The 24475-nt window shown below is 51.9% G+C and carries 22 protein-coding genes, 1 pseudogene and 1 other annotated feature; all 23 genes and pseudogenes read left to right on the top strand.

The annotated features are described in order from the left end of the window. Positions 1-54 precede the first annotated feature (54 nt). The 23 genes and pseudogenes from FPL14_RS10730 to rpsL all read left to right on the top strand — a co-directional run bounded on the left by FPL14_RS10730 (position 55) and on the right by rpsL (position 24427). Complete coding sequence (locus FPL14_RS10730; protein ID WP_407644669.1) at positions 55-1143, top strand: PIN/TRAM domain-containing protein; 1089 nt, start codon at positions 55-57, stop codon at positions 1141-1143. Positions 1144-1245: 102 nt separating this feature from the next. Then, positions 1246-1944, top strand: a complete 699-nt coding sequence (ispD, locus tag FPL14_RS10725; protein ID WP_182302942.1) for a 2-C-methyl-D-erythritol 4-phosphate cytidylyltransferase — start codon at positions 1246-1248, stop codon at positions 1942-1944. Continuing rightward, entirely contained in the window at positions 1941-2417 is a 477-nt protein-coding gene (gene ispF, locus FPL14_RS10720; protein ID WP_182302941.1) for a 2-C-methyl-D-erythritol 2,4-cyclodiphosphate synthase, read from the top strand. Before ispD ends, ispF begins: the two co-directional genes overlap by 4 nt. A 53-nt stretch (positions 2418-2470) precedes the next feature. Next, complete coding sequence (gene gltX / locus FPL14_RS10715) at positions 2471-3943, top strand: glutamate--tRNA ligase (protein WP_182302940.1); 1473 nt, start codon at positions 2471-2473, stop codon at positions 3941-3943. An 851-nt stretch (positions 3944-4794) separates the two neighbouring features. Further along, positions 4795-5535 carry a serine O-acetyltransferase gene (gene cysE, locus FPL14_RS10710; RefSeq protein ID WP_182302939.1) on the top strand — a complete coding sequence of 247 codons (741 nt, stop codon included), beginning with the start codon at positions 4795-4797 and terminating at the stop codon, positions 5533-5535. After that, positions 5532-6944: a cysteine--tRNA ligase gene (gene cysS, locus FPL14_RS10705; RefSeq protein WP_182302938.1), complete on the top strand. Its 1413-nt coding sequence runs from the start codon at positions 5532-5534 to the stop codon at positions 6942-6944. Before cysE ends, cysS begins: the two co-directional genes overlap by 4 nt. Further along, positions 6941-7378: a Mini-ribonuclease 3 gene (locus FPL14_RS10700; protein WP_182302937.1), complete on the top strand. Its 438-nt coding sequence runs from the start codon at positions 6941-6943 to the stop codon at positions 7376-7378. Before cysS ends, FPL14_RS10700 begins: the two co-directional genes overlap by 4 nt. 227 nt (positions 7379-7605) lie before the next feature. Next, complete coding sequence (rlmB, locus tag FPL14_RS10695) at positions 7606-8400, top strand: 23S rRNA (guanosine(2251)-2'-O)-methyltransferase RlmB (RefSeq protein WP_267875435.1); 795 nt, start codon at positions 7606-7608, stop codon at positions 8398-8400. A gap of 7 nt (positions 8401-8407) precedes the next feature. Further along, positions 8408-8941 (top strand): NYN domain-containing protein, encoded by a 534-nt coding sequence (locus tag FPL14_RS10690; RefSeq protein WP_182303942.1) that lies wholly within the window; start codon positions 8408-8410, stop codon positions 8939-8941. 162 nt (positions 8942-9103) lie between these two features. Then, entirely contained in the window at positions 9104-9754 is a 651-nt protein-coding gene (sigH, locus tag FPL14_RS10685) for an RNA polymerase sporulation sigma factor SigH (protein ID WP_182302935.1), read from the top strand. A 442-nt stretch (positions 9755-10196) separates the two neighbouring features. Then, positions 10197-10346, top strand: coding sequence for a 50S ribosomal protein L33 (rpmG, locus tag FPL14_RS10680; protein WP_182302934.1), 150 nt, complete (start codon positions 10197-10199; stop codon positions 10344-10346). Between the two features lie 18 nt (positions 10347-10364). After that, positions 10365-10574: a preprotein translocase subunit SecE gene (gene secE, locus FPL14_RS10675; protein WP_182302933.1), complete on the top strand. Its 210-nt coding sequence runs from the start codon at positions 10365-10367 to the stop codon at positions 10572-10574. Between the two features lie 25 nt (positions 10575-10599). Further along, on the top strand, positions 10600-11133 hold the full coding sequence (gene nusG / locus FPL14_RS10670; RefSeq protein ID WP_182302932.1) for a transcription termination/antitermination protein NusG: 534 nt from the start codon (positions 10600-10602) through the stop codon (positions 11131-11133). A gap of 86 nt (positions 11134-11219) precedes the next feature. Then, the gene (gene rplK / locus FPL14_RS10665; RefSeq protein WP_182302931.1) at positions 11220-11645 is read left to right on the top strand and encodes a 50S ribosomal protein L11; all 426 of its coding nucleotides are present in this window, start codon (positions 11220-11222) and stop codon (positions 11643-11645) included. A 96-nt stretch (positions 11646-11741) separates the two neighbouring features. Then, positions 11742-12434 (top strand): 50S ribosomal protein L1, encoded by a 693-nt coding sequence (gene rplA / locus FPL14_RS10660; RefSeq protein ID WP_182302930.1) that lies wholly within the window; start codon positions 11742-11744, stop codon positions 12432-12434. 80 nt (positions 12435-12514) lie between these two features. After that, positions 12515-12699, top strand: a sequence feature (ribosomal protein L10 leader region). Between the two features lie 53 nt (positions 12700-12752). Beyond that, a complete protein-coding gene (gene rplJ / locus FPL14_RS10655; protein ID WP_182302929.1) occupies positions 12753-13253 on the top strand; it encodes a 50S ribosomal protein L10 in 501 nt (166 codons plus the stop codon). 58 nt (positions 13254-13311) lie between these two features. Further along, positions 13312-13677 carry a 50S ribosomal protein L7/L12 gene (gene rplL / locus FPL14_RS10650; protein ID WP_182302928.1) on the top strand — a complete coding sequence of 122 codons (366 nt, stop codon included), beginning with the start codon at positions 13312-13314 and terminating at the stop codon, positions 13675-13677. Between the two features lie 150 nt (positions 13678-13827). Further along, positions 13828-14433, top strand: coding sequence for a class I SAM-dependent methyltransferase (locus FPL14_RS10645; protein ID WP_182302927.1), 606 nt, complete (start codon positions 13828-13830; stop codon positions 14431-14433). A gap of 253 nt (positions 14434-14686) precedes the next feature. Continuing rightward, a pseudogene (gene rpoB / locus FPL14_RS10640) lies at positions 14687-18230 on the top strand (DNA-directed RNA polymerase subunit beta). A gap of 104 nt (positions 18231-18334) precedes the next feature. Beyond that, positions 18335-21958 (top strand): DNA-directed RNA polymerase subunit beta', encoded by a 3624-nt coding sequence (gene rpoC, locus FPL14_RS10635; RefSeq protein ID WP_182302926.1) that lies wholly within the window; start codon positions 18335-18337, stop codon positions 21956-21958. A 102-nt stretch (positions 21959-22060) separates the two neighbouring features. Continuing rightward, the gene (locus tag FPL14_RS10630) at positions 22061-22951 is read left to right on the top strand and encodes an ABC transporter ATP-binding protein (RefSeq protein ID WP_182302925.1); all 891 of its coding nucleotides are present in this window, start codon (positions 22061-22063) and stop codon (positions 22949-22951) included. Continuing rightward, a complete protein-coding gene (locus FPL14_RS10625; protein WP_182302924.1) occupies positions 22948-23658 on the top strand; it encodes a hypothetical protein in 711 nt (236 codons plus the stop codon). The genes FPL14_RS10630 and FPL14_RS10625 overlap by 4 nt, the downstream gene beginning before the upstream one ends. 346 nt (positions 23659-24004) lie before the next feature. Beyond that, complete coding sequence (rpsL, locus tag FPL14_RS10620; RefSeq protein ID WP_182302923.1) at positions 24005-24427, top strand: 30S ribosomal protein S12; 423 nt, start codon at positions 24005-24007, stop codon at positions 24425-24427. Positions 24428-24475: the final 48 nt, after the last annotated feature.

Genomic DNA, 24475 nt, shown 5'->3' with positions numbered 1-24475 from the left:
ATACTAGTAAAGATATTTCTGAATCAGGACTAGAAAGGGAGTGATTTTATTATGATGATGAAAAGAGTAATCCAGTGTATCGGTCTACTTATCGGCGCATTGCTGGGTCATCAAATGTCGGCTTCTTCCTTACCCGCGGAAGGGCCGTGGATGGGAACGTTGCTAGGGGGAGCGGCAAACGGCGGAGGAACGTTCGGCACGGCGATCGGGGCATTTGCCGGATTTCTGCTCGCGACTTCTATCGCTACGCCTTTATCCCGTTCCTTGTATCGAGGAATCGATAGGCTGTCCGGCTATCCCGCGTCGGATCTTCTATCCGGCTTGATCGGATTGACCTTCGGACTTGCGCTTTCCTCATTCCTGTATCCTTATGCGACGGACATTCCGTATGTGGGACAAGTATTGGCGGCGGGGGCCGCGCTTACTCTCGGATATGCGGGGCTTAAGATCGGAACGCGGAAAAAGGACGAGCTTGGCGAATGGTTCCGAACGCGCAGAACGGTAGAGGTTCCTCAGAAGGAAGGACCGAGGTTCGAAGAACACAAAATTTTGGATACCAGCGTCATTATCGACGGACGGATCGCGGATATTTGCAAAACGGGATTCATCGAAGGAACGTTGGTCATACCCGAGTTCGTGTTGGAGGAACTCCAGCATATCGCCGATTCTTCCGATTTGCTTAAGCGTAATCGGGGGCGGAGGGGATTGGATATCCTTAATAAAATCCAGAAGGAATTGGACGTTAGGGTACTCATTTACGAAGATGCGAACGAAGAACCCGGGGAAGTGGACAGCAAGCTCGTCAAGCTCGCCAAAGCGATGCAGGGGAAGGTGGTCACCAACGACTTCAACCTCAACAAAGTATGCGAGCTGCAGGGCGTATCCGTGCTGAACATTAACGATCTGGCCAATGCGGTTAAACCGGTCGTGCTGCCCGGAGAGGAAATCGTCGTGCAAGTGATCAAGGACGGCAAGGAACACGGGCAAGGCGTAGCCTATTTGGACGACGGAACGATGATCGTAGTAGAGGGCGGCAGGGATTTCATCGGAACGACGATGGAGGTTCTCGTGACGAGCGTGCTTCAGACGTCCGCGGGCAGAATGATATTCGCTAAGCCGAAGCTATTGGAAAAAGCTCTGTAACGAGGTATGATAATAGAATTACGGGCGGGACGCGCTCTTCTGTCCCGTCTTTTGTTTGTAAACAAGGTTGCGCGAGATGCAATTATAAGGGGATTATCGCTAATGGATTGGGGAGCTGTCGTGGTTGCGGCGGGGCGGGGCACTCGAATGGGCGCCGCGGATAACAAGCCCTACTTGAAGCTGGCCGGGCGGGCGGTGCTGGCCCATACGCTGGAAGCTTTCGAGCGGTGTTCTTCCGTTTCTTCCATCGTCTTGGTCGTGACTTCGGGCGAACGGAAGAGAGCGTCCGAGATCGTGGAGAACGAAGGATTCGGCAAGGTAAAGATGATCGTCCCAGGGGGCGCGGAGCGTCAGGACAGCGTATATGCGGGATTGGCCGTTCTGGATACGGAAGGCGTGCTCGTACATGACGCGGCAAGGCCTCTCGTGACTTCCGCGCAGATCGAAGCATGTTGCATGGCCGCCGAAGCACATGGCTCGTCCGCGCTGGCGGTTCAGGTTAAAGATACGATCAAAGTTTCGGACGGCAACGGGTTTATCGTTGCGACTCCCGAACGCCGGACGCTGTGGAGCGTGCAGACTCCGCAGGCTTTTTTGCGTCTGGAGCTGATGCAGGCCCATCGGCAAGCGCAGGAAGAAGGCGCGTCCGCGACGGACGACGCGATGCTGCTCGAGCGGTTAGGGCGCAAAGTCGCTATCGTTGAGGGGAACTATGCGAATATAAAAATCACGACGCCGGAAGACTTGCCGATTGCGGAGCTGCTATTGGCCAGGCGTCAAGGGGAAGGGGTTCGGGAATGATTAGAGTTGGACAAGGATTCGACGTACACCAGTTGGTTGAGGGGCGCCCGTGCATCATCGGCGGCGTCACCATCCCGTATGAGAAAGGCCTCTTAGGCCATTCTGACGCGGATGTGCTTCTACATACGATTAGCGATGCGATACTCGGTGCGCTTGCATTAGGGGATATCGGCAAACATTTTCCCGATACCGATCCGGCATTCAAGGATGCCGACAGCGTCAAATTGCTGGAACATGTATGGGCGTTAGCCAAAGAACGCGGCTATAAGCTCGGCAACGCGGATGCTACGATCATCGCTCAAGCGCCGAAGATGGCTTCGTATATCCCGGCGATGGTTACGGTCATCGCTCGCGCATTGGAGTGCGAGGAATCCCAAGTCAACGTAAAAGCGACAACGACGGAACGTCTGGGCTTTCCCGGCCGCGGAGAGGGAATCGCTTCGCAGGCTGTAGTGTTGCTCGTTAAAGGTTAAGCAGTATAGTTCATGCTCAGGGTCTCGAACCCTTTTCATAAGGAGGAACTACAATGTCCACGAAAGTCCGCGTACGGTATGCGCCGAGCCCAACGGGCCATTTGCATATCGGTAATGCACGTACAGCCATTTTCAACTATTTATTCGCTCGTCACCACGGCGGCGATTTTATTATTCGCATCGAGGATACGGACGTTAAGCGCAACGTAGCCGGCGGAGAAGAGAGCCAGCTTACCTATTTGAAATGGCTTGGCGTAGATTGGGACGAGAGCATCGATCGTCCGGGCGATTGCGGTCCTTATCGTCAAACCGAACGTCTTGATATCTACAATACCCATACTCAGCAGTTGCTGGACCGCCAACTGGCTTATCCTTGTTACTGCAATGAAGAAGAGCTGGAGCGGGAACGCGAGGAGCAATCCGCGCGAGGCGAGACGCCGAAATATTCGGGCAAATGCCGTCATCTCGGCGCCGAGGAACGGGCCAAGCTTGCGGCCGAAGGGCGCGTTCCCAGCATTCGGTTTACCGTTCCGGCGGATCGCGTATATACGTTCAACGATACGGTCAAAGGAGAGATCTCCTTCCGTTCCGAAGATTTCGGAGATTTCGTTATCGTGAAGAAAGACGGGATTCCGACTTATAATTACGCCGTTGCGGTCGATGACCATTTGATGGCGATCTCGCACGTCCTGCGCGGAGAAGACCATATCACGAACACGCCGCGCCAGCTGATGATCTACGAAGCTTTCGATTGGACGCCGCCTGAATTCGGCCATATGACGTTAATCGTGAACGATCAACGTAAAAAGCTCTCCAAACGCGACGAGTCCATCGTTCAATTCATCCAGCAATACGACGAATTAGGTTATTTGCCGGAGGCGTTGTTCAACTTTATCACCTTGCTGGGGTGGTCCCCGGAGGGCGAAGAGGAGATCTACGGCCGCGAGCAGCTGATCGAAATATTCAACGCGAACCGACTGTCCAAGAGTCCGGCCGTATTCGACACGGCAAAGCTAAGCTGGCTGAATCAGCATTACTTGAAACAAGCTTCGCAGGAGCGGGTTATCGAGCTCTGCTTGCCGCATCTGAAAGCTTCGGGCAGATTGCCCGCGGAGCCGAACGGGCAAGAGCTGGAGTGGGCATCCGCATTAGTCGCCCTGTTCCGGGATCATCTGCGGTTCGGAGCGGAAATCGTTTCTTTGTCCGATTTGTTTTTCCAAGAGTCGCTTGAATTTAATGACGAGTCGGAGGCCGTGTTGGCCGAAGAAACCGTTCCTGCCGTACTGGCGGCGTTCCTGGCAGGACTGGAGGAAGCGGGCGAAGAAGGATTTACGATCGACAATATGAAGAGCCTGATCAAAGGCGTTCAGACGGCTACCGGAGTAAAAGGCAAAGGCTTGTTCATGCCGATCCGCGTGGCGCTCACCGGCCAGACGCACGGACCGGATCTGAACGGTACCATCTGGCTGCTAGGCCGCGCGCGAGTGTTGAAGCGTCTTAAGGAGCAGTTGGCTAAGAAGGGGTAAGGTTTAACTGCCGGTAACGGAACTGAGGACCGTTATTTGGCCGGAAACCGATTCGCGGAGTGAAATAACGGAACTGAGGACCGTTATTTGGCCGGAAACCGATTCGCGGAGTGAAATAACGGAGCTGAGGACCGTTATTTGGCCGGAAACCGACTCGCGGAGTGAAATAACGGAACTGAGGACCGTTATTTGGCCGGAAACCGACTCGCGGAGTGAAATAACGGAACTGAGGACCGTTATTTGGCCGGAAACCGACTCGCGGAGTGAAATAACGGAACTGAGGACCGTTATTTGGCCGGAAACCGACTCGCGGAGTGAAATAACGGAACTGAAGACCGTTGTTTGGCCGGAAACCGCCTCGCGGAGTGAAATAACGGAACTGAATGCCGTTAATATCCCCCGGATCGATCCAAACGTAAGGATAGAGGGACATCTCTTGTCACCTGCGTAGCGTTGGGATATACTTGTTCTATATCGAAAACGTGCGACGAACAGGAAAGTAAGTTTCGCTTAACGAATGTCCAGAGAAGGCGGTCATGGCTGAGAGCCGCCACATTCACGCGAAACCGAATTGCGCCTGGGAGCTGTGCCGCTGATCGGACAACCGAAAGTTCGCGATGATCTAATCGCTGCTTATCATCGGCTTGGAACGGGCGAGCGGTGCCGGGGGGATCCCGTTATTCATCCGAAGAGGAGCGAGGCCTGTCTAAGGGACGTACGCTCAAGCAGAGTGGGACCACGTCATGACGTCTCTGCAGCTTATAGCTGCAGGGGCTTTTTTTATTTCCGTGGACAGTTAGCGTTGCCGCAAAGATTGCAGATTATAGTCAGATGCTAAGGGGGGACGGGATATGGGAATATGGCGGAAAGTCCAATCCGATATCGAGGCGGTTTTCGAGAATGACCCTGCTGCTCGAAGCTGGTTTGAAGTAGTGTTTACTTATGCGGGGTTGCACGCAATTTGGTCTCATCGTTTCGCCCATTTCTTTTATCGTCATCGTTGGTTTACCGTCGCCCGCATTATTTCCCAGATCAGCCGGTTCTTTACGGGAATCGAGATTCACCCGGGAGCGCGCATCGGCAATAAACTATTCATAGACCACGGCATGGGCGTCGTTATCGGAGAGACTTGCGAGATCGGGGACGACGTCGTTATTTACCAGGGAGTGACGTTAGGAGGTACCGGCAAGGAGAAAGGCAAACGCCATCCGACTATCGGCAACAGGGTCGTTATCGCGTCCGGGGTGAAAGTGCTTGGATCGTTCACGGTTGGAGATAACTCTAATATAGGGGCGAATTCCGTCGTACTTCGCGAAGTCCCGCCCAATAGCACGGTCGTCGGCATTCCGGGAAGAATCGTCAAACGCAACGGGAAAAAAATCGGCGATCGGCTCGACCATACGAACTTACCTGACCCGTTAATTGAAACCTTCCGTTTCATGCAGAAGGAAATCAACGAATTGAAGTCGGAAATCGAACGTCTTAAAGCTAATGAAACGAACGGTAACTTGGAACGTAGTGAATTCAAAGAACCAGAGGAAACGATGGATCCAAGCGAAACCAAGGAACTTAAAGGAGCTAACGCAACGTGAACCTCAAAATATACGATAGCTTGACCCGGCAACCCCAAACGTTCGTTCCGCGCGAACCGGGCAAGGTCAACATGTACGTGTGCGGACCTACCGTGTACGACTATATCCATATCGGCAATGCGCGTCCGGTAATCTTCTTCGATGTCGTTCGCCGGTATTTGGAAGCGATCGGTTTGCAAGTGAATTACATTGTGAACTATACGGACGTCGACGACAAAATGATCCGTAAAGCGGCCGAGCTTGGCATAACGGTGCCGGAATTGGCGGAGAAGTTTATTGCCGCGTTCAAAGAAGACCGGGAAGCGCTCGGCGCGTTCCCGCCGACGATAGCGCCTCGAGTGACGGAGACGATCGACGAAATCGTGGAATTCATCCGAGAATTGGTCGATAAGGGCGCGGCGTACGAAAGCGCCGGAGACGTCTATTTCCGTACGGGGACTTTTGCCGAATACGGCAAGCTGTCGCACAAAAATCTCGACGAGCTGCAATACGGAATCCGGATCGACGTGGACGAGAGAAAAGAAAATCCGCAGGATTTCGTGCTCTGGAAAGCGGCGAAGCCGGGCGAAATCCGCTGGCCGAGCCCGTGGGGCGACGGCCGTCCCGGCTGGCATATCGAATGCTCCGCGATGGTTCGCAAATACGCGGGAGATACGCTGGATATCCACGGCGGCGGGCACGATCTGCAGTTCCCGCACCACGAGTGCGAGATTGCCCAATCCGAATCTTTGACGGGTCAGCCGTTGTCCCGCTATTGGATGCATAACGGCTTCGTCAATATCAATAACGAGAAAATGTCGAAGTCTCTAGGCAACGGAGTCAATGTCAGGCAACTGCTCAAAGGGACTAGCAAATATGCGATCAGGTACTTGATGCTGGCGACGCATTATCGCAGCCCTCTTAACTTCAGCGACGAGACGATCCGTCAAGCGACCAACAGCGTCGAGCGGCTGACGAATTGCCGGGACAACGTGAAACACCGGTTGACCTCCGTCGCCAAGGGAAATCTATCTTTAGCGGGGGACTCGGAACTTCAGGCACGATTAAAGCAGTTGAATACCGAATTCCATTCGCGAATGGAAGACGACTTCAGCACGCCGGATGCGATTACCGCTTGGTTTGGCCTCGTGTCCGAAGCGAACGCTTATTTGCAGCGGGAAATCGTAAGCGAAACCGATTTGCTGCTCATCTTGGCTCAGATCGACGAGATGAACGGAATCATGGGACTTCTGCCTGCGAACGATGAGGCCGAGTTGCTGGATGAAGAGGTTGATGCGCTGATCGCCGAGCGGACGGCGGCGCGCGCTAACCGTCACTTTGCCCGTGCGGACGAGATTCGCGATTTATTGGCGAACCGGGGAATTCTACTGGAGGATACTCCGCAAGGCATTCGGTGGCGGCGCAAATGACGGAGCGGTCGAGTCAGCCGTTACCTCCGGTCATTTCTCCGGTTATCCCGACAGATGTTCCGGTTCATCTGCTGTCGCCGGTCGTGCTGGCCTACATCGGGGATGCCGTGTTCGAGATTTACATCCGCCAGCGGTTAATCGCCGGTTCAAGCCGTAAGCCGCACGAGTTGCACCGCGTCGCGACGTCGTATGTGTGCGCTGCCGCCCAGGCGAGGCTGCTGCAGAAGTGGATGCCGATACTCACGGAAGAAGAAGCGGATATCGTACGGCGCGGACGCAATACCAAATCGGGGCAACCGCCGAAGAACGCGGATCCCGCGGACTACCGTCATGCAACCGCGCTGGAGTGTCTCGTTGGGTACCTCTACTATCAAGGGGCGAAAGATCGCCTCGAACAACTAATGGATTACGCATTCGAAGATAAACCGCAATAGACGGGTCGCAATAACACACAAAGGAAGATGCAAAAATGGGCAATCACAATCCGAGAACGCCGGGTAACCGTTCCGCCGGAGGCGCAAAACCGTTCGCGCAAGGCGAGCGCAAAGGCGGATGGAATTCTTCGGGCAACGGGCACAAAGATAGAGACAAACGTCATCACGCGGCGACTGCGAGTAAGGAGTCGGCGGCGGACAACGAGCTATGGGCCGAAGATAGCGCCTTGAAAGGCGACGACGAGTACTTGGCGGGCAAACATCCCGTGCTGGAAGCCATGAAGGCCGGACGTTCGATTAATAAAATATTCTTGTCCAATCAAGCTCAACGGCATCTCATCCAACCGATCATGGAGGAAGCCAAAGCCCGGGGAATCGTCGTTCAGCAAGTGGATAAGAGCAAGCTCGATCGGCTTGTTCCGGATATGCAGCATCAAGGCGTCGTCGCTCAAGCGGCGGCCGTCGCTTACGTAGAAGTGGACGAGCTGTTGGCACGCGCCAAGGCGAGCGGGGAAGCGCCGCTTATCGTCTTGCTAGACGAAGTAGAAGACCCTCATAATTTAGGCTCCGTGCTGCGGACGGCCGATTGTACGGGCGTGCACGGCGTAATCGTTCCGAAGCGCAGAAGCGCGGGTTTGACCGCGGTCGTCGCTAAAACTTCCGCAGGCGCGGTAGAATACGTCCCGGTCGCAAGGGTCGCTAATCTGGTACAAACGATGGAGAAGCTCAAAGAGGCCGGCTTGTGGATCGCCGGTGCGGATGCAGGTGCTAAAGAAGGCTTCTACGAGACGAATTTGACCGGTCCGTTAGCGATCGTAATCGGCAACGAGGGCCAGGGGCTATCCCGGTTGGTCAGGGAGAGATGCGATTTCATCCTATCGCTTCCTATGGTAGGGCAGATCAACTCGCTTAACGCATCCGTGGCCGCGGGAGTCATTTTGTACGAAGTCGTTCGCCAACGCGGCGAAGCTCTGAAGAAAAGAGGCGCGTCGACAAGCGTTACGACGCCGGAACATGCGTGAGAAACGCATGTTCCAACGCGAGGACGTTCTGCTAGTAGACGGTTACAACATGATCGGGGCTTGGCCGGAGCTGGAGATTCTCAAGAACGAGAAGCTGGAGGATGCCAGGGACCGGTTGTTGGACTTGCTGTCGGATTACCAAAGCTATGCGGGGTTAATCGTGATCGTCGTGTTCGATGCTTTCCGCGTCCAGGGCGCCGGAGCGGAATACCGCCATCGCAAGAAATTGCGGGTCGTCTATACGCGCGAGCGCGAGACCGCCGACGAATGCATCGAGCGTCTAGTCGGGGAGTGGACGTCCGTAAAGCGCAATATTTACGTCGCTACCTCCGATCAGGTTGAACAGCATGTCGCGTTCGGACGCGGCGCGTTGCGGGTGTCGGCGCGCGAATTGAGGTTGGAAGTACGGCAAAGCCGGATGGATATCCAAACCGCTATTAAGAGCGAATCACAGCTTAAAAAAAATCCTCTGGACGGAATTTTGCCGGAAGATGTGCAGCGTCGGTTGGAGCGAATGAGAAGAGGTTTAGATGAAAGTTAGAAGAAAGTCGATGAAATGTGGCTATAATTGCCAATTTTACCACTGTGGATAAGCCCCTAAAAACGGTAAATCCATTGACGCTATGCGTCAGATCAAGTATATTGTTTATAGTTTGGTAGAGTTCGAGGTTCCAGTACGCCAACGCAGACCGGGGGGATGTTCGTGAGTGTCGACTTGGAGAGACTGGCAACGCGTGAGTATGACTTCAAGGCCGACGAGGACATCGTGGAATTCGTTCGTACGGGCGACAGCGAAGCGTTGGAGTACCTTATTCATAAATATCGAAATTTCGTGCGGGCTAAGGCGCGCTCTTACTTTCTGATAGGCGCGGAACGGGAAGATATCGTTCAGGAAGGAATGATCGGCCTTTACAAGGCGATCCGTGACTTCAAAGGAGATAAGTTAGCTTCGTTCAAGGCTTTTGCGGAGTTGTGCATTACCCGGCAGATTATTACCGCGATCAAGACCGCTACCCGTCAGAAGCATATTCCTCTTAATTCCTATGTCTCTTTGGACAAACCGATATACGATGAAGATTCCGACCGAACGCTGCTGGACGTCATCTGCGGCTCCAGGGTATGCGACCCGGAAGAGATGATCATCAACCAAGAGGAGTTTTACGGCCTTGAGGACAAGATGTCGGAAATCTTAAGCGATCTCGAGCGCAAAGTGCTCATGCTTTACTTGGACGGACGCTCTTATCAAGAGATCGCCGTCGATCTCGACAGGCACGTGAAATCGATCGACAACGCCTTGCAGCGCGTTAAGCGCAAGTTGGAACGATACTTGGAAGTCAGGGATATCGGAACCTAGCACTCATCGCACTCCTATTCATAGTTAAAGACACGAGCAGCCTCATCGGAGCTGCTTTTTATTTTTTTCGGGGCCATTTCGTTTGTTTAACTTGGAATATTCTTCGTTCCGTGGGGTTAAGAATGGCGAAAATATGGAAGAATGGTTACAAGGATGCTAGAGTGGGCTAGATCTTTCGCGGAATCCAGGTGTCGGTTACCGATCTTCGATCGTAGGCTAACGACACTTTTCGTTGACATCGATTTCCCCCTGTGATAAATTATTTTAGTAACCTTAACGTGGTTTCTTATGCGCTGGTCTGAATCATCGGCGAAACACCAGGAATTGTTGTCTTGATGACTTGTCATCGGGCCGCGGTTCCGACGCAGCCTTGGTTCGCCAAGCTGGGGTTTCCGCCGTATGGTTGTATTTTTATGAAGTTAGGTCCCGGGAGGTGGAAGGGATGCGGGTGATCATCACTCTAGCTTGTACGAACTGCAAGCAACGGAACTACACGTCGAGCAAGAACAAACGGACGCACGCCGATCGCATCGAGTTGAAGAAGTTCTGCAAATTTTGCAATGAACATACTCCTCATCGCGAAACGCGCTAACTCCTAGGAGGTATGAACGTGACTTTCCTGGCCAAGATGAAACAAAACTTTGGGTCCTTTTTTTCGTTTTTCGCAGATAGCTGGAGCGAATTAAAGAAAGTCCGTTGGCCCAGCCGGAAAGAGCTCGTCAGCTACACAATCATTGTTATCGTGACTGTGGTGTTGGTAACGATCTACTTCTGGGGTCTGGACATCGGTATTTCATCCCTCGTCGATCTCATCATCTGACGCAGGAACCAAAGGTGGCTTTTCCATGGAGAAAAGATGGTATGTAGTGCACACGTACTCCGGTTACGAGAACAAGGTTAAGGCTAACTTGGAGAAACGCGTGGAATCTATGGGTATGCAGGATAAGATCTTCCGCGTGCTTGTTCCGATGGAAGAAGAGATCGTCAATAAGGACGGCAAGAAAAAGACGGTTATGCGTAAAGTATATCCTGGCTACGTCCTTGTAGAGATGGTCCAAACGGATGATTCTTGGTACGTGGTCCGCAATACTCCGGGCGTTACCGGGTTTGTAGGCTCTACCGGATCGGGATCTAAGCCGACGGCGCTTCTGCCAGATGAAGTAGAAGGAATTCTGCGTCATATGGGCATGGATGAGCCTAAGCCTGTTATCGATTTCGAGCTTAAAGAGAATGTCCGCGTTAAGGTCGGTCCTTTCGCTAACTTCGTCGGTTCCGTAGAAGAGATTCTGCCCGACAAGAGCAAGCTTAAGGTGCACGTCAACATGTTTGGCAGGGAAACCCCGGTTGAGTTGGATTTCACTCAAGTGGAAAAGATATAAGTATCTTTGTGCGTTTGGGTTTCTTGAATGAGCGGGAGGGACGGATGTTCCGTTAAACCGCATTATGGGTTAGGGAGGTGTGCAACATGGCAAAGAAAGTCATCAAGTTGGTAAAGTTGCAAGTTAACGCGGGTAAAGCTAACCCTGCGCCGCCAATCGGTCCTGCACTAGGTCAAGCTGGCGTTAACATCATGCAATTCTGTAAAGAGTTCAATGCTCGCACTGCGGACCAAGCTGGATTGGTAATTCCGGTCGTTATTTCCGTGTACGAGGATCGCTCCTTTACGTTCGAGACGAAGACTCCGCCAGCAGCGGTATTGCTTCGCGTAGCAGCAGGAATCCAAAAAGGTTCCGGCGAGCCGAACAAGAAAAAAGTAGCTACAGTTAAACGCGCTAAAGTTCGTGACATTGCAGAGCAAAAAATGCAAGATCTGAACGCGGCGTCCGTTGAAGCGGCTATGCGTATGGTCGAAGGAACTGCCCGCAGCATGGGCGTAGTTATCGAAGACTAATCGATTGCGTCTCATTAGGAGGACAATCGTACTGCGGTTCCTAGAACCGCTTGTGGGAGGAAACTTCCGTTAAAACCACAAAAGGAGGAAAACAACTTGGCTAAACACGGTAAGAAATATGCAGCATCCGCTAAGCTGATCGACCGCGACGCTACCTACGAATCGTTGGAAGCGATCGAGCTCGTGAAGAAAGCAGCTACAGCTAAATTCGACGAAACGGTTGAAGCAGCTGTCCGCCTCGGCGTTGATCCGAGAAAACAAGATCAAGCAGTGCGCGGCGTAGTCGTCCTGCCTCACGGCACCGGCAAAACGCAACGCGTCCTCGTATTCGCGAAAGGTGACAAGCTGAAAGAAGCCGAAGCAGCTGGCGCGGATTACGTAGGGGATGCCGACCTCATCCAAAAAATCCAACAAGGATGGTTCGAGTTCGACGTCTGCGTCGCTACTCCGGACATGATGAGCGAAGTCGGTAAACTGGGCCGTATTCTCGGGGGTAAAGGTTTGATGCCGAACCCTAAAGCGGGCACCGTAACGAATGACGTTGCAAAAGCCATCGCCGAGATTAAAGCCGGTAAAATCGAATACCGTCTGGACAAAGCCGGACAAATTCACGCTCCGATCGGTAAAGTATCGTTCGATGCCCAAAAGCTCGACGAAAACTTGAAAGCCTTGATCGATGCGTTGAGCCGCGCGAAACCGGCATCTTCCAAAGGCGTATACCTGAAAAACATCTCGATCTCTTCGACGATGGGACCAGGCGCGCGCGTAAATGCTGCTGTATATCGCTAATCCGAATGAGCTCTTGAGCGAATCGGACGGTAAAAACTTACTTTGACATTAGCTCGTCTTAATGATAAGCTGATGAAGCTGATAAATGAATATGGATACCGTAGACCGTAGGTGCAGCGCGCAGAATTCTGTCGTGCGAGCTTAATTTCCTACCGAGGTGTGTGGATAGAGTTTTTCTTTTATGCAAAGTGCTGCGCATTTTGATCATAAGAGCAAGATCACGTCATGCCTCCGCGATGTCTGCGGGGGCATTTCTTATGCCTCCGGCTCGTTGGAAGAGGATAATACGGTAATGCCAAGACTTAGGAGGTGTACACAATGGCAAATGCAAAAATCATTCAAGCCAAACAGCAAGAAGTTGATGCGATCGCAGCGAAACTGCGTGAAAGCTCTAGCACGGTCGTAGCGGATTACCGCGGTTTGAACGTGGCTCAAGTAACATTGCTTCGTAAGCAATTGCGTGAAGCCGGCATTGAATTCCAAGTGTTGAAAAACTCTTTGGTAAGCCGTGCTGCTGCAAACGCTGAGCTTAGCGAACTTGATTCCGTTCTGACGGGACCGACTGCTGTTGCGTTCGGCGCCGATGCGGTAGCTCCGGCTAAAATTCTGAGCGATTTCGCGAAGAAGAACGACGCATTGAAAATCAAAGGCGGTATCGTAGACGGACGTTTCTACGACGCGGCTCAAGTAAAAGCACTTGCGGACCTTCCGTCCCGCGAAGGCTTGCTGTCGATGTTGCTTAGCGTGCTTCAAGCACCGGTTCGCAACTTCGCGCTCGCTGTCAAAGCGGTATCGGACAAGAACGAAGCAAGCGCGTAAGACAATCGATTATCAAAATAAGAAGATCATATGATCTCAAATAATGGAGGATATTCAAATGAGTAAAGAGCAAATCTTAGAAGCCATCAAAGCGATGACTGTTCTCGAACTGAACGATCTGGTTAAAGCAATCGAAGAAGAATTCGGCGTAACTGCTGCAGCACCGGTTGCTGTAGTTGCAGGCGGCGGAGCTGTTGAAGCTGCTGCTGAGCAATCCGAGTTCGACGTTATTCTGACTGACGCTGGCGCTTCCAAAATCAACGTTATCAAAGCTGTTCGCGAAATCACGGGCCTTGGCTTGAAAGAAGCGAAAGAGCTTGTTGACGGCGCTCCTAAACCGATCAAAGAAAAAGTTGCTAAAGAAGAAGCAGACGCAGTTAAAGCTAAGCTTGAAGAAGCTGGCGCTAAAGTAGAAGTTAAGTAAGAAGCAGATCATCAAACCCCTTGAAGATTTTCTTCGAGGGGTTTGTTCATGTCGAAACTTGATCATGCTGAAAGTGGAAGTTCAAAAACCGGCTTTTTGAAACTCCCCTTTATTGAAGGCGTCCTATGCCGTAATGATGGAGGAAATTGGGTGAACGATCATTACTACACGGATAAACCTAAGTCGGCGAGCAACCGGCGGGAATTCGAAACGGTGCTTCGAGGGATGAAACTCCGATTGACGTCGGATGCTGGCGTGTTTTCGCGGGACGGGGTGGACTTTGGCAGTCGGGTGCTTATCGAACACATGGAGATTCCGGCAAATGCCCAAGTGCTGGATATCGGTTGCGGGTATGGTCCGATTGGATTAATTGCTGCCCGCCTTGCGCCGCAAGGACATGTCAAGCTGATCGATATTAACGAGCGGGCGGTTGAACTGGCCAGCCACAATGCGCAAGCGAACGGGATTCGTAATGTCTCCTTCGCGCAGAGCGATTTGTTCGCTGCCGTTGCTGCCGAAACCTTCGATGTGATTCTCTCCAATCCGCCAATACGGGCGGGGAAAGCCGTCGTGCATCGGCTATTCTCGGAATCCAGGCAACATCTGAATCCGGGCGGAACGACTTGGGTCGTGATCCAGAACAAACAAGGCGCGCCTTCCGCAAGAGCGAAGCTTGAAGAAATTTATGGCGAAGACCAAGTGGAAGAAGTCGGTAAGGATAAGGGATTCAGGCTTTATTGCTGTACGCGCAAGTGAATATGAAAAATATTTGACTTGACATTTTGGCTGTGGTATTATTAAAAAATGTCAGTATTAGGATGGGCTAATTGTCTTCAACACAATAGATCTGTAAACTCTGATCCTTTCCCAGGAATAAATGAACGCGTCTTGACGTATAATGGGTTTGTTTTGGGGTAAAGGCAGGATGAGTTGCCATTGTGCCGCCAACCGGCGCATAAGGGCTTTTCTTTATTTATGTGTTGGAGCAGACTTAAGGGGTGAGGTTAAGTTGGCAGGACATCTTGTTCAGTATGGCCGCCGTACACGGCGCAGCTACGCCCGCATTAATGAAGTGTTGGACGTTCCGAACCTGATCGAAATCCAGCAGCAGTCGTACCAAAAGTTTTTGGACGAGGGTTTGCGTGAGATTTTTCAGGACATTTCGCCAATCTCGGATTTTACCGGCAATCTAGTGTTGGAGTTTATCGACTATAGCTTGGGTGAACCGAAGTATTCCGTTGACGAATCGAAAGAACGCGACGTTACCTATGCGGCTCCACTTCGCGTTAAAGTTCGGTTGCTTAATAAAGAGACCGGAGAAGTGAAAGAGCAGGAAGTATTTATGGGAGATTTCCCGCTCATGACCGAAACGGGTACGTTCATTATCAATGGTGCGGAACGCGTAATCGTCAGCCAATTGGTGCGCTCCCCGAGCGTCTACTTCAGTACGAAGGTAGATAAGAACGGCAAGAAAAATTACACGGCAACCGTCATTCCTAACCGCGGAGCTTGGCTTGAGCTTGAGACGGATGCTAAAGATATCATTTACGTGCGTATCGACCGTACGCGCAAAATCCCCGTAACGGTACTTCTGCGTTCGCTTGGATTCGGAACCGATGCGGAGATTCTGGACTTGCTCGGACAAGACGAGTACATTCGCAATACGCTGGAGAAGGATAACACGGATTCTACCGAAAAAGCGCTCATCGAGATCTACGAGCGTCTTCGCCGGCGAACCTCCGACTCTGGAGAACGCGCGCAGCTTGCTGATCGCACGTTTCTTCGATCCTAAGCGTTATGACTTGGCGAATGTCGGTCGTTACAAAGTAAACAAAAAGCTGCATATTAAGAACCGGTTGTTTAACCAACGGTTGGCGGAAACCCTCGTGGATCCGTCCACGGGCGAAATTATCGCCGAAGCCGGTCAAATGATCGACCGTAGATTGCTGGATCAAATTCTCCCTGCGCTGGAGAAGAACGTCGGATTCAAAAATTATCGCGTAACGGGAGCGGTATATGAGTCCGAAGATATTCCATTGCAATCCGTTAGCATATTCTCGCCTGTCGAAGATGGCAAAGTGGTCAAGGTTATTTCCAACGGCATCATCGACAAGTCGGTGAAGAACATTACGCCTGCGGATATTATCGCGTCCATTAACTACTTCATGAACCTGCTGCAATCCGTCGGCAACACGGACGATATCGACCATCTCGGCAACCGTCGTCTGCGTTCCGTCGGCGAATTGCTGCAAAACCAATTCCGTATCGGTCTATCCCGTATGGAACGCGTCGTACGCGAACGGATGTCCATTCAGGATCAGAACGCGATCACGCCTCAGGCTCTGATCAACATTCGTCCCGTTATCGCGGCGATCAAGGAGTTCTTCGGATCTTCCCAGTTGTCGCAATTTATGGATCAAACGAATCCGCTCGCGGAACTGACGCACAAACGTCGTCTGTCCGCGCTCGGACCGGGCGGTTTGACGCGCGAACGCGCAGGCTTCGAAGTTCGCGACGTCCATCACTCGCACTATGGCCGGATGTGCCCGATCGAGACTCCTGAGGGGCCGAACATCGGGTTGATCAACTCTTTGTCCTCCTTCGCGCGGATTAACGAGTACGGCTTTATCGAGGCGCCTTATCGTAAAGTAGATCCTCATACTAACCGCGTCACGGACGAAATCATCTACATGACCGCGGATGAAGAGGACAACTATATCATCGCGCAAGCGAACGCGAAGTTGAATCCGGACGGATCTTTCGCGGAGAAGGAAACGATCGTTCGTTATAACAAGCAAACGGATAATATCCTGACGCTTCCTAGCGATCGCGTTGACTTCATGGATGTATCTCCTAAGCAAGTCGTGTCCGTCGCTACCGCGATGATTCCGTTCCTCGAGAACGATGACTCCAACCGCGCGCTCATGGGATCGAACATGCAACGTCAAGCCGTGCCTTTGCTTATTCCGGAAGCTCCTTTCGTAGGAACCGGCATGGAGCACAAGTCCGCTAAAGACTCCGGGGTATGTATTGTATCCAAATATGACGGATTCATCGAGCGAGTTTCTGCTAATGAAATCCAACTGCGCCGCGTCGAGATCATTGACGGCAAAGAAGTCAAAGGCGATATCGTAAAACATAAGCTGCAAAAGTTTATGCGTTCTAACCAAGGAACATGTATCAACCAAAGACCGCTAGTTCGCCGCGGCGATGTCATCAAGAAAGGCGACATCATGGCCGACGGTCCATCCACGGATACGGGCGAACTCGCTCTCGGACGCAACGTCGTCGTTGCCTTCATGACTTGGGAAGGTTACAACTACGAGGATGCCATCCTGCTCTCCGAGAAATTGGTGCGCGAAGACGTATACACTTCGATTCACATCGAAGAATACGAATCCGAAGCGCGCGATACGAAGCTTGGACCTGAAGAAATTACCCGCGATATTCCGAACGTGGGCGAAGACGCGCTTCGCAACCTCGACGAGCGCGGAATCATCCGCGTGGGCGCCGAGATTAGCGCCGGAGATATCTTGGTAGGTAAAGTTACTCCGAAAGGCGTAACGGAGCTTACGGCGGAAGAACGCCTGCTCCATGCGATCTTCGGAGAGAAGGCTCGCGAAGTCCGCGATACTTCCCTGCGCGTGCCGCATGGTACGGACGGAATCGTCGTTGACGTTAAAGTATTCACCCGCGAGAACGGCGACGAGCTTCCTCCGGGCGTTAACCAATTGGTACGTGCTTATATCGCGCAAAAACGGAAAATTTCCGAAGGCGATAAAATGGCCGGACGCCATGGTAACAAAGGGGTTATCGCCCGCATCTTGCCGGAAGAAGATATGCCGTTCCTGCCGGATGGCACGCCTGTACAGGTCGTTCTGAATCCGCTGGGGGTACCTTCCCGGATGAACATCGGTCAAGTGCTCGAAGTTCACTTGGGCATGGCTTGTAAGCTGCTCGGAATTCACTCCGCCACGCCGGTATTCGACGGAGCTCGTGAAACGGACGTCTTCGACGCCATGGAAGAAGCAGGCATGAAACGTAACGGTAAATGGCAATTGCGCGACGGGCGTTCCGGAGAACTGTTCGAACGCGAAGTTACCGTCGGCGTTATGTATATGATCAAGCTCGCTCACATGGTCGACGACAAAATCCATGCTCGTTCCACTGGACCTTACTCTCTCGTTACGCAACAGCCGTTGGGCGGTAAAGCCCAGTTCGGCGGACAACGTTTCGGGGAGATGGAGGTTTGGGCGCTCGAGGCTTATGGCGCCGCCTATACGCTTCAAGAAATTCTGACCGTGAAATCCGATGATGTCGTCGGTCGCGTCAAAACCTACGAGTCGATCGTCAAAGGCGAGAACGTGCCAGAACCAGGCGTTCCGGAATCTTTCAAGGTATTGATCAAGGAACTTCAAAGCTTGGGTATGGACGTGAAGATCTTGTCCGGAGACGAACAAGAGATCGAAATGAAGGAAATGGACGACGAAGACGATGCCGCTGGAGATAAGCTAAACCTTAACCTTGAGGGTTCTGAGGTCGGCGTCGAATAAACGGATACGCAGCTTTGGCTGCGTTCCGCAGTCGCATGACGCCGGGCCTTCGGGGCCGTCGTTAAGATCTGAAATCTTAGCAACGATGAAGGAGGGCTTGCTCCTTGTTAGACGTCAATAACTTTGAGTTTATGAAAATCGGTTTGGCTTCCCCGGACAAAATCCGGTCTTGGTCAAGAGGCGAAGTCAAGAAGCCGGAAACGATAAACTACCGGACCTTGAAGCCGGAAAAAGAAGGCCTGTTCTGCGAGAAGATTTTCGGGCCGACCAAGGACTGGGAATGTCATTGCGGCAAATACAAAAGAGTTCGTTACAAAGGCGTTGTCTGCGATCGTTGCGGAGTCGAAGTTACGCGCGCGAAAGTTCGCCGCGAACGGATGGGCCACATCGAATTAGCGGCGCCCGTATCGCACATCTGGTATTTCAAAGGGATTCCAAGCCGCATGGGTCTTGCGCTGGATATGTCTCCTCGTTCGCTCGAAGAGATCATCTACTTCGCTTCCTACGTCGTTACGGATCCGGGCGACACGCCGCTGGAGAAGAAACAGCTTCTCTCCGAGAAGGAATACCGCAGCTACCGTGATAAATACGGATACGCGTTCCATGCCGGGATGGGTGCCGAAGCGGTCAAGAGACTGCTTCAGGACATCGACCTGGACCGCGAGCTCGAAATGCTGAAAGAAGACTTGCGCACCGCTCAAGGCCAACGTCGCAATCGCGCGATCAAACGCCTTGAAGTGGTGGAATCGTTCCGTAACTCCGGCAACTTGCCGGATTGGATGATTCTCGACGTTCTGCCGGTTATTCCTCCGGAATTGCGCCCAATGGTTCAATTGGACGGCGGACGTTTCGCGACAAGCGATTTGAACGATCTGTACCGTCGCGTTATCAACCGGAACAACCGGTTGAAACGTTTGCTCGATCTGGGAGCGCCGGATATCATCGTGCAGAACGAGAAGCGGATGCTTCAAGAAGCCGTCGATGCCCTGATCGACAACGGCCGTCGCGGCCGTCCGGTTACCGGCCCAGGTAATCGTCCGTTGAAATCCCTCAGCCACATGCTGAAAGGGAAACAAGGACGTTTCCGTCAGAACTTGCTCGGTAAACGCGTCGATTACTCCGGACGTTCGGTTATCGTTGTCGGACCAAGCCTGAGAATGTACCAATGCGGTCTTCCTAAAGAGATGGCGTTGGAGCTGTTCAAGCCGTTCGTTATGAAAGAGCTTGTGCTTAAAGGCCTTGCTCATAACATTAAGAGCGCGAAGCGCAAAGTCGAACGCGTGAGCCCTGAAGTATGGGATGTACTCGAAGAAGTAATCAAGGAACATCCGGTACTGCTCAACCGTGCGCCAACGCTTCACAGACTGGGTATCCAAGCGTTCGAACCGATCTTGGTCGAAGGCCGCGCTATCAAGCTTCACCCGCTCGTTTGTACGGCTTATAATGCCGACTTCGACGGCGACCAAATGGCGGTTCACGTACCGTTGTCCGCGGAAGCGCAAGCCGAAGCACGCTTGCTCATGCTTGCGGCGGGTAACATCTTGAACCCTAAAGACGGTAAGCCGGTAGTTACTCCGTCCCAGGATATGGTTCTTGGATGCTTCTATCTCACGATGGACAACAACAAATCCTACGGAACGGGTCTTCGCTTCGCGAACGTGAACGAGGCTGTCTCCGCATACCAACGCAGCACTGCAGGCATTTCCCTGCACGCTCGGGTTATCATTCCGGTTAAAGAGTTGAAGAAAAAGACCTTTACTCCGGAGCAACAAGAAGCTCTGATCGTTACGACGATCGGAAAAATTATTTTCAATGAAATCTTCCCGGATACGTTCCCATACATTAACGAGGCGACGAAAGAAAACCTCGTTAAAGGTACGCCGGATAAATATTTCATCTACGAAAAAGGCGCCGACCTGAGCAAATATATCGAGGATCCGCAAATTCCGGGAGCCGTAGGTAAAGAATACTTGGGTAACATCATCGGCGAATGCTTCCGTATCTACCACACGACGGAAACATCGGTTATTTTGGATAAAATCAAGCAGCTCGGATTCACGTACTCGACGCGCGCCGGAATTACGATCGGCGTATCCGACGTTATCGTTCCTCAAGAGAAGCAACAAATTCTCGCGAAGTCCGAAGAGCGCGTTAACGTCGTAGCTACGCAATACCGTCGCGGTTTGATCACGAACGAAGAGCGCCGCGATCGCGTTATCGAGATCTGGAGCAAAACGAAGGACGAATTGACCGACATTCTGATGAAGTCCATGGATCGCTACAACAGCATCATGTTGATGGTCGACTCCAAAGCGCGGGGTAACAAATCGCAAATCACCCAATTGGGCGGTATGCGCGGTCTGATGGCCAACCCGTCCGGACGTATCATCGAGTTACCGATCAAATCGAACTTCCGCGAAGGCCTCACCGTATTGGAATACTTCATTTCCACGCATGGAGCGCGGAAAGGTCTTGCCGATACGGCGCTAAGGACAGCCGACTCCGGTTACTTGACTCGTCGTCTCGTAGACGTAGCCCAAGACGTAATCGTTCGCGAGGACGATTGCGGAACGGATAAAGGGATTACGGTATCCCGTATCGAGGATGGCAAAGAGGTTATCGAGGACTTGTTCGACCGTATCGAAGGCCGTTACGCGTTCGAAACGATCCGCCATCCGGAGACGAAAGAAATTATCGCCAATCGCAACGATCTGATCGACACGCCTATCGCGGAAGAGATCATTCGTGCCGACATTAAGAAAGTACAGATTCGTTCCGTGCTTAGCTGCCGTGCCCGTCATGGCGTATGTAAGCTGTGTTACGGACGCAATCTGGCAACGGGCAAGAAAGTCGAAATCGGGGAAGCGGTCGGTATTATCGCCGCGCAATCGATCGGGGAACCGGGAACTCAGCTCACGATGCGTACGTTCCATACCGGCGGTGTTGCCGGAGACGATATTACGCAAGGTTTGCCGAGGATCCAAGAGCTGTTCGAAGCTCGGAATCCGAAAGGTCAAGCCATTATCTCCGAGCTTGACGGCGTAGTTAAAGAAATTCGCGAAACGAAGGATCGCCGCGAAATCGAGTTGCAGGGCGGAGCGGAATCCAAAATCTACCCGGTCAGCTACGGTTCCCGTATTCGCGTCGTTCAAGGCCAACAGGTCGAAGCAGGCGACGAATTGACCGACGGTTCGATCGATCCGAAAGAAATGCTGAGGATTAAAGGAATTCGCGGGGTGCAGAACTACATTCTGCAAGAGGTTCAACGCGTTTACCGTAACCAAGGCGTTGAAATCAACGATAAGCACATCGAAGTTATGATCAAGCAGATGCTTCGCAAAATTCGCATCGTTGATCCGGGCGACACGGTTCTGCTCCCTGGCGCATTCGTGGATCTGCACGAATACGAAGCGGCTAACCGCGACGCAATCCTTGCCGATAAAGAGCCCGCAGTAGCGCGTCCAGTGCTCCTCGGGATCACGAAGGCTTCGCTCGAAACCGATTCCTTCTTATCGGCGGCGTCTTTCCAAGAGACGACTCGCGTTCTGACCGATGCTGCTATCAAAGGCAAAGTCGACAGATTGCTCGGACTCAAGGAGAACGTCATTATCGGGAAGCTCATTCCGGCTGGTACGGGTATGGCTCGTTACCGCAACATTCGCGTCGTGTCGCCTTTTGACGAACCGACGGACGAAGCGGCAGAGCTCGAGCCGGTTGGCGTTGAGTAAACCGATTTAACGAAAGCATTAAAACAAGCATCGACAAAGGGCGGATACCGGCAACGGTATTCGCCTTTTTTTTAGAACCATTTTTAGTTGGGAGTTGCATCAATGAGTCGATCCGTAATTTCGTTAGACAACATCTCGTGCAATTTCGCTCATAAGGAAGTTCTGAATAAGCTTTCGTTAACCGTTTACGAAGGAGAAGTCATGGCTATCGTCGGGAGTAATGGTACAGGTAAGAGTACTTTACTAAAGATAATTAGCGGATTAGGAGCCTTTACGGGCGGAAGCAGAATAGAAACATTGACGGGTAAAAAATTGTCGATCGGTTTTGCTCCGGATAGGCTTCCTAAATTGAGGTTTACGGCAATGGAATATTTGCGGAGCATGGGAAGAATAAGAGGAATGGACGGAAGCGGATTAGACGCAACAATATCCGGGTTATTGAACCAGCTCGGACTGGATCGTTCGACCGCGCAACAGCTTCGACACTTCTCCAAAGGCATGCTCCAGAAGGTAAACCTTGCTCAAGCTTTGCTCGAGAAGCCGGATCTTCTCCTGATGGACGAGCCGTTGTCCGGATTGGATATCGGAACTCAGGAGGAACTGATGAACGTGCTCCTTCAGTTGAAAAGGCAAGGCATCGCCATCGTCCTGACCACGCACGAGAAGGAAATCATCCAACGAGTAGCCGATCGCGTCGTCGTTCTCGCAGGCGGGGGAATCGCAACCGATAACCGGATATCATCAGGGGCACCTCAAGGTAAATCGATTATTTTCGATCTCGGAGAAAAGGAAGCAAGGCATTACATCGACAACGGAGACGGGATCACGTCTTGGACAAGAGAGAATCGTAACTGGAGAGTCGAAGTGGCGGCGGAGAAGAGCGATGTATTCCTGCGCGACATTCTCCTTGCCGGGGCGTCTATCGTGTCCGTAACTTCGATCCCCGAAAAGTCGAGTTCGTTCATCAAGCCGGATCAGGGGGGCGCAATATGAGGGCAACGATGGGATTCTCATTGCGGTACTATACACGTTCCTACAGGTATGTCGCACCGCTTTTGATTTTCGGTTTGAGTTTGTATTTCATATATAGCGTTGTTCCTAATCCGGTAATGCCGAGCTATTCGTTCACGGCTACTCTGTTGTTCGTTGTTTCCGCTTGGCTATCATTCAGCTATATCGATGTCGAGGACGAGACGCAGCAGCAAATAACCGTTATGCACATAGGGAACTTATCCAAATACTACATAAGCAAGCTACTGGTTATGGTCATTATCGTTAGTGCTTTGTCGATTATGTGCGTGTTGTACCCGATTGCTTTCGATAAGTTCGTAAGACAACCAAACGCTGCGGAAATCGTAGTATCAATAATCAGTCATGTCTCGTTGTCATTATTGGGAATGTCGGTATCCCTGCTATTTACGAACAAACTGGTACAGAAGCTGGGGTACGCCATTCTAGGATTGTTCATGGTAATTGCTCTTTCGCTGGCCGGCGCAGGGATTGAGAGCGCGTTGCCGGAAGCCGTGCGCCCGATGGCATGGGTAATACCTCCGATATCTCATACGATGGAAATGCTTAATCATTACGAGGAGGCAACCTACGGCGAGATAACGATTTCTCTGCTTGCGCCGTTGATTTATAGTCTTTTGTTGTTCTGGGTTTTTCTCGTGAAAATGAAAAAAAGCTGTTATAAGCAATAGGCAAACGTGAATCTAAACTTCTTGACACACCCAATTCCAAGTGATAATATGTTCTAGTGTGTGCCAGACGTGCGTCAAACTGACGTACATCGATACGGTGCGGACCTAGGCAAAGAGTGCGACATTGTATCGGCATAGCTCAATGCTATGACCGTTAGAGAATAAGATTGATGGGTTTGATTCGGTCAACGAACGCGGAAAAGCGATTTTCATGTGCGAAGGTGACCGGTCGGGCCCTTTCTCGTCTCTTAAAATGAACCACCTGGATCTGTGGGCTTCGCAATAAGGTATCGATTGAGTCGTTTACTAATTATTTTCTTAACGATTATGGGAAGGGGGTGGCAGCATGCCAACAATTAACCAGCTAGTTCGTAAAGGCCGTCAATCGAAGGTCGTTAAATCGAAATCTCCTGCTCTTCAAAGAGGTTTTAACGCGTTGAAACGCGTTGAAACGGACATCAGCGCTCCTCAAAAGCGCGGTGTGTGCACTCGTGTAGGAACGATGACTCCGAAAAAACCGAACTCCGCACTTCGTAAATACGCGAGGGTCCGTTTGACCAACCGCGTTGAGGTGACCGCCTACATCGGGGGTATCGGCCATAACTTGCAAGAGCACAGCGTTGTTCTTGTTCGCGGAGGCCGGGTTAAAGACTTGCCGGGGGTTCGTTATCATATCGTACGCGGAGCTTTGGATACCGCGGGCGTTAACAACCGTAAGCAAGCTCGTTCCAAATACGGTACGAAAAGACCGAAAGTCAAGAAATCCTAATAAGCGGATAGGCGACATCGTCGCCTGACGCAGAACAACATGAATGAG

This window comes from Cohnella cholangitidis, from assembly GCF_014107495.1.
Classification (GTDB): Bacteria; Bacillota; Bacilli; order Paenibacillales; family Paenibacillaceae; genus Cohnella; species Cohnella cholangitidis.
Note: the sequence above shows the minus strand (reverse complement) of the source record. Positions and strands in the feature narration are given on the sequence as shown.